This is a genomic window from Oerskovia sp. USHLN155, assembly GCF_037145535.1.
GTDB classification, from domain to species: domain Bacteria; phylum Actinomycetota; class Actinomycetes; order Actinomycetales; family Cellulomonadaceae; genus Oerskovia; species Oerskovia rustica.
In genome coordinates this window covers 292845-304757 of sequence record NZ_JBBCXG010000002.1, presented here as the reverse complement: position 1 = coordinate 304757, position 11913 = coordinate 292845, and the positions used below count along the sequence as shown (strand labels likewise).

13 protein-coding genes are annotated in these 11913 nt (G+C 73.4%); 7 read left to right on the top strand and 6 right to left on the bottom strand.

From position 1 onward, the window contains the following. Nucleotides 1–123 precede the first annotated feature (123 nt). The 5 genes from WFH32_RS04315 (at nucleotide 124) to rdgB (ending at nucleotide 3559) form a co-directional block, all read left to right on the top strand. Nucleotides 124–279, top strand: a complete 156-nt coding sequence (locus tag WFH32_RS04315) for a hypothetical protein (RefSeq protein WP_168210118.1) — start codon at nucleotides 124–126, stop codon at nucleotides 277–279. Nucleotides 280–448: 169 nt separating this feature from the next. Beyond that, nucleotides 449–1252 (top strand): glutamate racemase, encoded by an 804-nt coding sequence (murI, locus tag WFH32_RS04310; protein WP_030151552.1) that lies wholly within the window; start codon nucleotides 449–451, stop codon nucleotides 1250–1252. Beyond that, nucleotides 1252–2100, top strand: a complete 849-nt coding sequence (locus WFH32_RS04305; RefSeq protein WP_336706315.1) for an MBL fold metallo-hydrolase — start codon at nucleotides 1252–1254, stop codon at nucleotides 2098–2100. The genes murI and WFH32_RS04305 overlap by 1 nt, the downstream gene beginning before the upstream one ends. Before the next feature lie 20 nt (nucleotides 2101–2120). Then, the gene (gene rph / locus WFH32_RS04300; protein ID WP_191788891.1) at nucleotides 2121–2879 is read left to right on the top strand and encodes a ribonuclease PH; all 759 of its coding nucleotides are present in this window, start codon (nucleotides 2121–2123) and stop codon (nucleotides 2877–2879) included. Beyond that, entirely contained in the window at nucleotides 2879–3559 is a 681-nt protein-coding gene (gene rdgB, locus WFH32_RS04295; protein ID WP_336706370.1) for an RdgB/HAM1 family non-canonical purine NTP pyrophosphatase, read from the top strand. The genes rph and rdgB overlap by 1 nt, the downstream gene beginning before the upstream one ends. 66 nt (nucleotides 3560–3625) lie before the next feature. On the opposite strand, the gene WFH32_RS04290 is transcribed toward rdgB, so the two are convergent. Next, a complete protein-coding gene (locus WFH32_RS04290; RefSeq protein WP_336706314.1) occupies nucleotides 3626–4039 on the bottom strand; it encodes a DUF3054 domain-containing protein in 414 nt (137 codons plus the stop codon). Nucleotides 4040–4174: 135 nt separating this feature from the next. Here WFH32_RS04290 and WFH32_RS04285 point away from each other — a divergent pair, with 135 nt between their 5' ends. After that, nucleotides 4175–5875: an ABC-F family ATP-binding cassette domain-containing protein gene (locus WFH32_RS04285; protein WP_336706313.1), complete on the top strand. Its 1701-nt coding sequence runs from the start codon at nucleotides 4175–4177 to the stop codon at nucleotides 5873–5875. 12 nt (nucleotides 5876–5887) lie between these two features. On the opposite strand, the gene ppk2 is transcribed toward WFH32_RS04285, so the two are convergent. The 5 genes from ppk2 to WFH32_RS04260 form a co-directional block, all read right to left on the bottom strand. Then, nucleotides 5888–6766 (bottom strand): polyphosphate kinase 2, encoded by an 879-nt coding sequence (ppk2, locus tag WFH32_RS04280; RefSeq protein WP_442946299.1) that lies wholly within the window; start codon nucleotides 6764–6766, stop codon nucleotides 5888–5890. A gap of 90 nt (nucleotides 6767–6856) precedes the next feature. Beyond that, a complete protein-coding gene (locus WFH32_RS04275) occupies nucleotides 6857–7555 on the bottom strand; it encodes a Pr6Pr family membrane protein (protein WP_336706312.1) in 699 nt (232 codons plus the stop codon). Next, nucleotides 7552–8121: an NUDIX hydrolase family protein gene (locus tag WFH32_RS04270; RefSeq protein WP_030151560.1), complete on the bottom strand. Its 570-nt coding sequence runs from the start codon at nucleotides 8119–8121 to the stop codon at nucleotides 7552–7554. The genes WFH32_RS04275 and WFH32_RS04270 overlap by 4 nt, the downstream gene beginning before the upstream one ends. A 108-nt stretch (nucleotides 8122–8229) precedes the next feature. Beyond that, the gene (locus WFH32_RS04265; protein ID WP_336706311.1) at nucleotides 8230–9888 is read right to left on the bottom strand and encodes a pyridoxal phosphate-dependent decarboxylase family protein; all 1659 of its coding nucleotides are present in this window, start codon (nucleotides 9886–9888) and stop codon (nucleotides 8230–8232) included. Further along, nucleotides 9875–11305, bottom strand: coding sequence for an MFS transporter (locus WFH32_RS04260; RefSeq protein WP_318243932.1), 1431 nt, complete (start codon nucleotides 11303–11305; stop codon nucleotides 9875–9877). Before WFH32_RS04260 ends, WFH32_RS04265 begins: the two co-directional genes overlap by 14 nt. Before the next feature lie 160 nt (nucleotides 11306–11465). On the opposite strand from WFH32_RS04260, the gene trxA reads away from it, so the two are divergent. Then, nucleotides 11466–11855: a thioredoxin gene (gene trxA / locus WFH32_RS04255; RefSeq protein ID WP_336706310.1), complete on the top strand. Its 390-nt coding sequence runs from the start codon at nucleotides 11466–11468 to the stop codon at nucleotides 11853–11855. Nucleotides 11856–11913 lie beyond the last annotated feature (58 nt).

The following is an 11913-nucleotide window of genomic DNA, read 5'->3' as shown; positions in this document are numbered from 1 at the left end:
TCTATCACGCTTATAAGCCGCTCGCGAGATTTGTGTCAAGATGCGAGGGGGGTGAAGTGGTGCCACGATTGTCCTGGTTGAACCGGGGCGTCCGCGTCCCGGCCGAGAGAATAGAGGGACAACATGCCTACGTGGCTCATCATCCTGCTCGTCGGAGTCGTGCTGCTCGTGTTCGGTGTGGCGGTCGAAGCGGCGAAGTTCCTGATCTGGCTCGGCATCATCGTGCTCGTCGTCAGCCTCGTGGTGGGGCTGATCGGACGGGGCAAGGCGAAGGTCTAGGCGACCCGGGTCGCTGCCGGACGGCGGCGACCCGGGGCCGGGACCGAGGGCGTCGCACACTCGTGCGGCGCCCTTCGTCGTGCCGTGACGCATGCTTGTGGTCGGTCCCACAGGCCTGTGCGGGCAGCGCGACCGCCCTTTCCTGCGACCCGGCACTAGGCTCGTCACCGTGAACGACGCACCCATCGGCATCTTCGACTCGGGAGTCGGGGGCCTCACGGTCGCCCGCTCGATCCTCGACCAGCTGCCGAACGAGTCGCTGCTGTACATCGGTGACACGGCGAACAGCCCCTACGGGCCCAAGCCGCTCGCCGCGGTCCGGGCCATGGCGCTCTCGATCATGGACCAGCTGGTCGACGAGGGCGTGAAGATGCTCGTCATCGCGTGCAACACGGCGTCCTCCGCGGTCCTGCGCGACGCCCGGGAGCGGTACACGGCGCGCTACGGGCTCCCGGTCATCGAGGTGATCCTGCCCGCGGCCCGCCGCGCGGTCGCCGCGACGCGCACGGGCAACATCGGGGTGATCGGGACGCGCGCGACCGTCGAGTCCCGCGCGTACGACGACGCGTTCGCGGTGGCCCCTGGGCTGCGGCTCACCTCGCAGGCGTGCCCGGAGTTCGTCCGCCTCGTCGAGGCGGGCGTGACGTCCGGGCCCGAGGTCCTCGAGATCGCGCACGAGTACCTGGCCCCGATCCGTGCGGCAGGTGTCGACACCCTGGTCCTGGGGTGCACGCACTACCCGCTCCTGACCGGCGCGATCTCCTACGTCATGGGCGAGGAGGTCACGCTCGTCTCGAGCGCCGAGGAGACCGCGAAGGACGTGTACCGCACGCTCGTCGCGCACGGGCTGGAGCGCTCGCGCGAGGCGGGCGCCCCGCAGCACCGGTTCCGGGCGACGGGCAGCGCCGAGCCGTTCGACCAGCTCGCGCGCCGCTTCCTCGGGCCCGAGGTCTCGCTCGTGGAGGCCGTCTGATGCGCCTGGTCGTCATCGGCTCCTCGGGTTCGTTCGCGGGTCCTGAGTCCCCGGCCTCCTCGTACCTCGTCCAGGTGCCCGACGACGTCTCACCGGACGGGCGCGAGTGGAACCTTCTGCTCGACATGGGCAACGGCGCGCTGGGCGCCCTGCAGCGGTTCGTCGACCCGCGCCGGCTCGACGCGATCGGGCTGTCCCACCTGCACCCCGACCACTTCGTCGACGTGTGCGGGCTGTACGTCTACCTCAAGTACCACCCGGACCGTGCGGCCGCTGCGGCCACGACGTCTCCCGCGCCCCCCGGTGACGCGGACGGCGAGGGGGCGCTGCCCGTCTGGGGGCCGTCGAACACCGCCGAGCGCATCGGGGCGGCCTACGGCCTCGAGGCGGGGGAGTCGATGGAGTCGCAGTTCGCGTTCCGGGCCTGGGAGCCGGGGCAGGTCGTCACGGTGGGGCCGCTGGAGATCGAGCCGTTCCGGGTCTACCACCCCGTCGAGGCCTACGGCGTGCGGGTCACGGGGCCCTCGAGCCTGGTCCCGGGCGAGCGGGTCACGCTCGCCTACACGGGGGACACCGACGCGTGCGACGCCGTCGTCGAGCTCGCACGTGGCGCCGATCTCCTGCTGGCCGAGGCCGCGTTCCAGGAGGGGCGGGACGACGCGGTCGACCGCGGCATCCACCTGACGGGCAGGCGTGCGGGCGAGGTCGCGACGGCGGCCGGCGCCCAGCGGCTGGTCCTCACGCACCTGCCGGCCTGGAACGACAAGCAGGCCGCGCGCGACGAGGCCACGGCGGTCTACGCCGGGCCGGTCGACCTCGCGGCGACGGGTCGGGTCTTCACGCTCTGAGGCCCGGATAGGCTGGCTCCATGACTTCAGCCTCCACCTCCCAGACCGTCCGCGCGGACGGTCGCACGCCCGACGAGCTCCGCCCCGTCACGATCACCCGGAACTGGCTCGACGCCGCCGAGGGCAGCGTGCTCGTCGAGTTCGGGCGCACGCGCGTGCTGTGCGCGGCCTCGTTCACCGAGGGCGTGCCGCGCTGGCGCAAGGGCTCGGGGCAGGGCTGGGTCACGGCCGAGTACTCGATGCTGCCGCGTGCGACCAGCACCCGCAGCGACCGCGAGTCCGTCAAGGGGCGCATCGGCGGGCGCACGCACGAGATCTCGCGCCTCATCGGGCGCTCGCTGCGCGCGGTCATCGACGTCTCGGCGCTCGGTGAGAACACGATCGTGCTCGACTGCGACGTCCTGCAGGCCGACGGCGGCACGCGCACCGCGGCGATCACGGGCGCGTACGTTGCGCTCGCGGACGCGGTGACCTGGGGCAAGAAGCACGGGGCGATCAAGGGCGGCAAGAAGGTCCTCACGGACTCGGTCTCCGCGGTGAGCGTCGGCATCATCGACGGCACCCCCATGCTCGACCTGCCCTACGTCGAGGACGTGCGCGCGGACACGGACATGAACGTCGTGGTCACGGGATCGGGCGACTTCGTCGAGGTGCAGGGCACGGCCGAGCATGCGCCGTTCAACCGCACCGAGCTCGACGTGCTCCTGGACCTCGCCCTGCGCGGCACGTCCGAGCTCGCGATCATCCAGCAGCTCGCGCTCGACGAGGCGTCGCGGTGATCGCCGCATCCGGCGTGAGCGTCCCCGCGGGGGCCCGGCTCGTCCTGGCGACCCACAACGTGGGCAAGCTGGGCGAGCTCCGGGCGATCCTGGCCGCGCAGCCCGGCCTGGACCTGCCTGCGCAGGCCGTGGTCTCGGCGCGCGAGGTCGGGGCCCCGGAGCCCGTCGAGGACGGCGTGACGTTCGCCGAGAACGCGCTCATCAAGGCCCGCGCGCTCGCTGCGGCGACCGGCCTGCCGGCCGTGGCCGACGACTCGGGTCTCGCGGTCGACGTCCTGGGCGGTGCGCCGGGGATCTTCTCCGCGCGCTGGTCCGGCCGGCACGGTGACGACCGGGCGAACCTCGACCTGCTGCTCGCGCAGCTCGGCGACGTCCCGGCGGAGCGCCGCGCGGCGGGCTTCGTGTGCGCGGCCGCGCTCGTGACCCCGGACGGGGGAGAGTGGGTGCGCACGGGCGAGATGCGCGGCACGCTCCTGACCGCCCCGCGTGGCGAGGGCGGGTTCGGCTACGACCCGATCCTCCTGCCCGACGGCGAGACCCGGTCCGCCGCCGAGCTCTCGGCCGAGGAGAAGAACGCGATCAGCCACCGTGGCCAGGCCTTCCGTGCGCTCGCGCCGCTGGTCGTCGCGGTGCTGACCGGGACGAGCGTCGACGAGCCGCAGGTCCAGCCGTCCCGCTGACCGACATGTCGGAGCGGACGTGACCGCACGGTCACGCCCGCTCCGGCACGTCCGCGAAGTGGTCGCCTACCGGCGCCCGCGGACCCTGAGCACCAGGCTCGCGACGAGCCGCCAGCCCACGAGCGTCGCGAGCAGGAAAGCCGCCGACACCACGAGGAACGCGGTCGCGAGCCCCTCGCCCGTGGCCCAGCGCAGCGCCATGCCCACGACCCACGTCGTGACCCACAGCACCAGCCCGGTCGACCAGGCCGCGAGGGGGCGGCGCCAGGCGCGCAGCAGGACCCATCCGGCGGCCAGCCCCACGAGGAACGGCCACGCGATCGTCAGGACCGCGGTCAGCGGGCTGTCCGCGGAGTGCGTCGCCCGACCGCCGGCCGCGAACGCGAGGACCGCGACGACGTCGAGCACGACGGCCAGGGCGACGACGCCCGTCCGGACGGTCGAGCGGGGCGTGGTGGAGGCGGTGGGCGTCGAGGTCATGGCCACGACGCTACCCGAGGGTGGCCCGAGCACGGCTGCCCGCCGGGTGGTGCACGGTCTGCGTCCACGGGGCGGGACGTGGGCAGGCAGGAGGGAAGGGAGCGCCCGCCCTCCTGCTCCCTCTAGGGTTGACCCGTGCACCTGGCTGTCGACGACCTCTCCTTCTCCTACCCCGGACGCCCCGTCCTCTCGGGCGTCTCGCTGCGCGTCGGCGCCGGTACGCGGCTCGGCGTCGTGGGGGAGAACGGCACGGGCAAGTCGACGCTCCTGGGGGTCCTCGCCGGGACGCTGGCCCCGAGCGGGGGCGAGGTGCGCCGTCAGGGCTCGCTCGCGGTCGTCGAGCAGGAGCTCGTCCCGCAGCCCGGCCAGACGGTCGGGGACCTGGTCCGCGACAGCCTCGCGACCGTGCGCGCGGTGGGGGCCGAGCTCGACGCCGTGACACGCGACTTCGACCACGAGCACGGCAACCTCGCCGAGCTGTCCGACGTCCTGGCCCGCGCCGAGCACCTGGCCGTGTGGGACGCGGACCGTCGCGTCGAGGTCGCGCTGTCCCGGCTGGGGGCCTGCCGCGACCCACGGCGTGAGCTCTCGACGCTCTCCGTGGGCGAGCGCTACCGCGTGCGCCTCGCGTGCCGCCTGGCCGAGCGCAGCGACCTGCTCCTGCTCGACGAGCCGACCAACCACCTCGACACGAGCGGCATCGACTTCCTCACGGGCGAGATCGTGGCCTGGGGAGGCGGGATCCTCATGGTCACGCACGACCGCCAGCTGCTCGACGACGTCGCGACCGAGATCCTCGACCTCGACCCCGCGATGGACGGCAGGCCCGTGCTGTACGGGCAGCCGGGCTACCTCGCGTACCGCTTCGCCAAGAACCAGGCCCTGCACCGGTGGCGCCAGCGCTACCGCGCCGAGCGCAAGCGCGCCGAGAAGCTCGCCGAGCGGCTCGACGCCTCCTACGAGGGGCTGTCCGACGAGTGGCGTCCCGCCAAGGGCAGCCAGAAGCACCGGCGCGCGACGCACGCGCGCATCCACGTCAAGGCGGCGGACCGCCTCGTGCAGAAGCTCGAGGCCGAGGCCGTCGAGGTCCCGGTCCCGCCGCTCGAGCTGCGCTTCCCGGACCTGCTGGCCATGTCGCCAGGCTGGTCGCCCGACACCCCGCTGCTCGAGGTGCGCAGCCCGCGCGTGGACGCCACGCCGCACGAGGAGGGCGCCACCCCCGCAGGCCTGCCCGACGGCGGCACCCCCGCGGCACCCGCCACCGTGCCCACGGGCGCCCGGCTCGACCTGCCCGGGACGCGCATCGCGATCCCGCCGTCGGGTCGGCTGCTGATCACCGGACCGAACGGCTCGGGCAAGTCGACCCTGCTCGCGGCGCTCGCGGGCACGGTCGGCCTGGACCGGGGAACCAGGACGGTCGCCGACGGTGTGCGGGTCGGGATCGTCGCGCAGGAGGGCCCCGCGCTGCCGCCGGGCGCCGAGGAGCGCACGGGCTTCGAGGAGTACGCGCAGGAGGCGCTCGACCTGCTCTCGGCGGGCACGCTCGACCCGGACTACCTGGTGCCGGTCGCGTTCCTCGGGCTCCTGACGGAGGAGGACCTCGACCGGCCGCTGCGCGAGCTGTCCGCGGGGCAGCGTCGCCGGTTCGACCTGGCCCGCGCGCTGCTCGCGGTGCCGCACGTCCTGCTGCTCGACGAGCCGACGAACCACCTCTCGATCGACCTGGTCGACGAGCTGACCCAGGCGCTGCGCGTCACGCCTGCGGCCGTGGTCGTCGCGACGCACGACCGCAGGATGCGCGAGGACTTCGCCGACTGGCCGACGCTCGAGCTCTAGCCGGCGGCGGCCTCAGAACCCGTTCTCGGGGTCGCCCAGGAGCTGGGCGACGTGGTCCGGGACGTAGTTCGCGAGCTCGCGCGGGGGACGCACGTAGTCGCCCGACGCCGGCGGGCGCTCGGGCAGGACGACCTTGTCGTGCGGCACGTCGACGTAGGGGATCGTCGAGAGCAGGTGCGAGATCATGTTGAGCCGGGCGTTCTTCTTGGAGTCCGACTCGACCACGAACCACGGGCTCTCGGGCACGTCGGTGTGCGCCATCATCTCGTCCTTGGCACGCGAGTAGTCCTCCCAGCGGTGGATCGACTCGAGGTCCATGGGGCTCAGCTTCCACTGGCGCACCGGGTCCGAGAGCCGTGACCGGAAGCGCTTGAGCTGTTCGCCGTCCGAGACCGAGAACCAGTACTTGCGCAGGATGATCCCGTCGTCGATGAGCATCTGCTCGAAGACGGGGGTCTGCTGCATGAAGCGGTCGTACTCCGCGGGGGTGCAGAAGCCCATGACCTTCTCGACGCCCGCGCGGTTGTACCAGGACCGGTCGAACAGCACGATCTCGCCTGCCGCGGGCAGGTGGGCGATGTAGCGCTGGTAGTACCACTCCGAGCGTTCGCGCTCGGTCGGCGTCGGCAGGGCGGCGATGCGCACGACGCGGGGGCTCAGGTACTGCGTGATGCGCTTGATCACGCCGCCCTTGCCGGCCGCGTCGCGCCCCTCGAAGATCACGACGACGCGCGCCCCGGTGGCCTGGGTCCACTGCTGGAGCCTGACGAGCTCGGCCTGCAGCCGGAACAGCTCGGCCTCGTAGACCTCGCGGGACAGCGAGCGGCGCTCCTGCTTCTTCGACTTCTTCGACTTCTTCGTCGTGCTCGACTTCTTGGACGTCTTCGACATGGCGTCACGCTACCGCTGCGGCAGGGCGACGCGGGCAGGACGCGCGAGACGCCCGTGGGCGGCAACGGCCAGGGCCGGCCGGCCCCTCGGTCAGCGCCCCACGGCGGCGGGCGCAGGCCTCAAGCGCCGGTCGACCCAGCCGAGCCCTGCCGCGAGCAGCAGGAACACCACGGCCACGACGCCCGTGTTGAGCAGCGCCTGCGGGTACCCGATCTCGGTGACGTCCATGAACGGGTACGGGTACCACTGCGAGAACGCGCCCTGCACGAAGACGTAGACGATCCACGCGAGCGGCGCGAGGACCGACCACCAGATCGTCGCGGTGTCGATGCGTGGCCGCGGCCCCACGACGAGCCACCCCACGACCGCGAGCAGCGGTCCGGCCTGGTGCATCAGCAGGTTCGTGAACATCCCGGCGACGCTCAGCTCCTGGAGCCCGGCGAGGACGGTGTTGTAGACGATGCCGGTCACGGCGATGCACAGCAGCGCGTCGAGCCGCGCGACGCGGAACACGCGTCCGTCCCGCAGCGGGTCCACGAGCAGCAGCGCGCACGTGACCCCGACCAGGAGGTTCGACAGGATCGTGAAGTAGCTGAAGAAGTGGACGACGAGATCCGTCGTCGTGTCGCCCGGGAGCGGTCCGCGCCCGAGCGTGCCGAAGAGCTCCCAGACGACGCCGACGAGCGCCATGGCTGCGACGACGCCGTGCCACCAGCGGGCCGCGGCCGGTCCGCGCAGGCGGTCGCCCACGCCTCGGCCCGACGACGCCGTCACGGGAGCCGAGGTCACGAGAGGCGGCCGACGTATGCCATGGCCTGCCGCAGGAGCGTGCCCTGCCCGCCGTGCATCTCGAGCTGCACCTGGTCGCTGCACGCCTGCTCGGGCGTGAGCCACGCGAGCTCGAGCGCCTGCTGCTGCGGCTGGCAGTCGCCCGAGACGGGGACGACGTACGCGAGCGAGACCGCGTGCTGGCGAGGGTCGTGGTACCCGGTGATGCCGGGCGTGGGCAGGTACTCGGCGACCGTGAAGGGCTGCGGGGACGCCGGGACGTGGGGCAGGGCCACGGGACCCAGGTCCTTCTCGATGTGCCGCAGCAGCGCGTCGCGGATCCGCTCGTGGTACATCACGCGCCCCGACACGAGCGCCCGGGTCATCTGCCCCTCGGGCGTCACACGCAGCAGCAGCCCGACGGCGACCACGTCGCCCGAGTCGTCGACCCGGACCGGGATCGCGTCGACGTAGACGAGGGGGAGGTGGGAGCGTGCGGCCGCGAGGTCCTCCGCGCTCAGCCACCCGGCGGGCTGGGGGATCTCGCGGGAGAAGTCGTCGGGCGGGAAGTCGGCGGTGTCCGTCACCTGACTGTTCTACCACCCGGGACGCGGACTCGCGCCGAACCCGGTGGGCGGGGCCGGGTCCGGGGCAGCGGTGGCTGCACGGACCCGGCCCCACCCGCCGGTCGTGGCTCAGGAGCCCCCGGGCTCCGCCGCCAGGGCGTCGACCGGCGGCGCCACGGGCTCTGCGAGACGCGCGATGAGCTCGATGAGCAGGCGCTCGCCGACCGCGGACGGCAGCGCCTCGACGAGGGCCAGCAGCGGAGCCATGGGGCCCGTGCCCGGCTCGGGGGCGTCACCGCCCCGCGGGTCGGAGCCACCGAGCACGGCGGCCTGCACGAGGTCCCACGCCGTGCGCGCGTCGAGAGCCCCCAGGGCCGAGAGCACCTCGGGCGCCGGGACCCCTGGGGCGAGCGTCGCGACCAGGGCGCCCAGGACCTCCTGCGGGTCGGGGCGTGGCACACCGCGCACGGCCTGCGCGGCGGTGACCAGCGCGGCACCCAGCTCGTCGACCACGCCCGCCGTCACGGGGGTCACCGTGAGGTGCGTCGTGTGCGGCAGTCGCGAGCCGTCGGGCTGGGTGTAGCCGGGCTGCGGCTGGAGCACGAACCCGCTCGCCCGGACCGCGTCCGACCACACGTGCGGGTCGACCCGCCGTTCCGCGGGCACCGACTCGTCGGTCGTGACCGCCACGAGGGGCCCGACCGGGTCGCCGACGACGCGCAGGCCCTCGATCGCGTCGAGCACCTCGCGCAGCGTGACCGTCGCGACGGCGCACCGTGCCGTCACGGCCCGGTAGCCCGGCACGCCGAGCGCCTGCGTCACGGCCCAGGCCGCGGCGAGCGGCCCCGCCGACTTCGAGCCCATGATCGTCGAGTTCACGACCGGGTATCCCGGCCAGCGTGTCGTCGCGAACAGCTGGTGGCGCTGCCGGTCACGGTCGCGCGTGAGCAGGACCGAGGCGCCCTTGGGGGCGTAGCCGTACTTGTGGACGTCGGCGGAGATCGAGGTGACCCCCGGCACACGGAAGTCGAAGGGCGGGACGTGTGCGACGTCGTCGGGCCAGAAGGGCAGCACCCACCCGCCCACGCACGCGTCCACGTGCACCGGGACGCCCAGGGCGCTCGCGGACGCCGCGACCTCCTCGACCGGGTCCACGACCCCGTGCGGGTACGACGGCGCGGAGACGACGACGAGCGCGACGTCGCTCCCGTCTCCCACGGCCGCAGCCATGGCGGCCGGGACCGCGCGGCACGACGCGGGGTCCACGGGGACCAGCACGAGGTCGAGCCCCAGGTACGTCGCGGCCTTGTGGAACGCGGCGTGCACCGTGCTCGGTGCCACGACCTTGGGGGCGAAGCCGAGCGTCGCGAGCGTGTGCGGCGTGCCGTCGGCCCGCGGCGGGTGAGCCGCGAGGAACGCGTCACGGGCGGTCTTGACGGCGAGCAGGCAGCTCTCGGTCCCGCCGGACGTCACCGTCCCGACGACGCCGCTCGCGTCCTGCGCGCCCGTCCCGTGGAGCACGTCGCGCGCGAAGGCCACGAGCTCGCGCTCCATGACCGCGACCGACGAGAACGTCGTGGGATCCAGGGCGTTGAGCGGCTGGACCGCGCGGATCGCGTCGCCCGCGAGGGCGTCGAGCTCGGCCAGGTCCGGGTCGTAGACGTACGAGAGCACGCGGCCCCCGTGCGTCGGGGCGTCGGCCGCCCGCAGCGCTGCGAGGCGGTCGAGGATGCCCTCGGTCCGCAGGACGGGCGGGGCGGGCAGGGGGTTGTCGTCAAGGGCGCTCATGCGCTGCGGGCTCCTCGGTGGGCACGTCGATGTCGCCCCTGCGCAGTCGATAGCGTACGAGGGCCAGGAGGCTCAGCGCGACAAGAACCGCTGGGACCAGCGAGAACGAGAGCGCGATGCCGTCCACCGCGGCCGTCGTCTGCTCAGGTGTGAAGCCCGCGCTCGACGACTGGTAGCCCGTGACCCACTGCACGAGGCTCAGCAGCCCGGCGCCGAACGCCATGCCCGTCGTCTCGCCCGCGGTCCACACGCCGCTGAACGCCCCGCCACGGTCGGACGGGCCCTGACCCGTGACGGGGACCGTGCGGGCGTCGTGCGCGATCACGTCGGGCAGCATCGCGAGCGGGAGCGCCTGCATGCCCGCGTACCCGACGCCGGCGAGAGCGGTCGGCAGGTACACCCAGGCGCCCGGAGCCCACGCGAGCGGCACCATGCACAGCGTCGCGACCGCGAACAGCGAGCTCGCGAGGACGAAGCTGCGCTCCTTGCCGACCCGGCGCGCGAGCCGGTTCCAGAGCGGCATGACCAGCAGCGCGGGCGCGATGAGCGCCGCGAACAGCAGGCTCACCGCGAGTGTCGACTCGAGGACGTAGGTCGCGACGTAGTTCGCGGCCGCGAGCATGAGACCCGTCGCGAGGGCCTGGAGGAAGAACGCCGTGAGCAGGACCCGGAAGGGCTGGCTGCGGCGCAGCGTCGCGACGGCCTCCGAGACCGCGAGGCGGAACGCGCCCGCGGCCGACGTGGCCGCCTGCGGGGCCGCGGCGTGCGCACCCGGGGGGAGCGACGCCGTCGGGCCGGCGGCGCGCTCGGCGCGCGGGGCCACCCGGGACGCGACGAACATGCCGGCCCCGATGACCAGGCCTGCGACCACGCCCAGCGTGAGGTATCCCGACAGCGAGCTCGTCTCGCCACGCAGCACCGGGCCGCCCGCGCCGAACAGCAGGATCGCGAACGCGAGGGTCGCGACCCGCCAGCTGATGAGGCGCGTGCGCTCGTCGTACGTCGGCGCGATCTCCGCGGGCAGCGCGATGTACGGCACCTGGAACAGCGAGAACGCCGTGGCCGCGAGCAGGAAGGCCACGAGCACCCAGATCGAGGCCGCGGCCGTCGAGGCCCCGCCGGGGACCGCGAACGTCAGCGCGAAGAACACGGGGATCGTGCACGCGCCGATCGTCATGAAGCGCCGCCGCGAGCCCGTGCGGGCCAGGTCGCGGTCGCTGCCGTACCCGATGAACGGGTCGATCACGACGTCCCAGACCTTCGCGCCCGTGACGACCAGGCCTGCGACCGCGGCCGGCACGGCGAGCGCGTCCGTCAGGTAGTACAGGAGCATGAGGCCGGGCAGCGTGCCGAAGCCGCCCGTGCCGACCGAACCGATGGCGTATCCCGCGATCGTGCGCGGCCTGAGGCGTTCCACGCGCCACAGCCTAGACGTGACCTGGGTCACCGTGGTGGAGGTCGGGGTCCCGGGTACCGGCAGGCGGCCGGGAGGAACCCGGCGTATGTTCGCCCGCGGGCCGGGAATACCTCCCGGGGACCCGTTGCTGCACCTGGTGAACCCCTCAGGAAGGACCTTCATGGCAACCCAGGAACTCACCGGCGCCACGTTCGAGCAGACCATCAAGGACAACGACATCGTCCTGGTGGACTTCTGGGCGTCGTGGTGCGGCCCGTGCCGCCAGTTCGCCCCGGTGTTCGAGGCGTCCTCGGAGACCCACCCCGACGTCGTGCACGGCAAGATCGACACCGAGGCCGAGCAGTCGCTCGCCGCCGCCGCGAACATCACCTCGATCCCGACGCTCATGGCGTTCCGCGAGGGCGTCCTCGTCTTCTCGCAGCCGGGCGCGCTCCCCGCACCCGCTCTGGAGCAGGTCGTCGAGGCCGTCAAGGGTCTCGACATGGACGACGTCCGTGCGCAGATCGCCCAGGCCTCGGCCGCGGAGTCGAACGGGCAGGCGAACGCCTGACCCGTCGACCACCCCGCACCACCGAAGGACCCCGGCTCCGGCCGGGGTCCTTCGTCGT

What these genes read in the sequence shown, in the direction of transcription:
- WFH32_RS04315 (WP_168210118.1), top strand. Translation starts at nt 124, where the DNA reads ATGCCTACGTGGCTCATCATCCTGCTCGTCGGAGTCGTGCTGCTCGTG.
- WFH32_RS04305 (WP_336706315.1), top strand. Translation starts at nt 1,252, where the DNA reads ATGCGCCTGGTCGTCATCGGCTCCTCGGGTTCGTTCGCGGGTCCTGAG.
- rph (WP_191788891.1), top strand. Translation starts at nt 2,121, where the DNA reads ATGACTTCAGCCTCCACCTCCCAGACCGTCCGCGCGGACGGTCGCACG.
- WFH32_RS04290 (WP_336706314.1), bottom strand. Translation starts at nt 4,039, where the DNA reads ATGACCTCGACGCCCACCGCCTCCACCACGCCCCGCTCGACCGTCCGG.
- ppk2 (WP_442946299.1), bottom strand. Translation starts at nt 6,766, where the DNA reads ATGTCGAAGACGTCCAAGAAGTCGAGCACGACGAAGAAGTCGAAGAAG.
- WFH32_RS04265 (WP_336706311.1), bottom strand. Translation starts at nt 9,888, where the DNA reads ATGAGCGCCCTTGACGACAACCCCCTGCCCGCCCCGCCCGTCCTGCGG.
- trxA (WP_336706310.1), top strand. Translation starts at nt 11,466, where the DNA reads ATGGCAACCCAGGAACTCACCGGCGCCACGTTCGAGCAGACCATCAAG.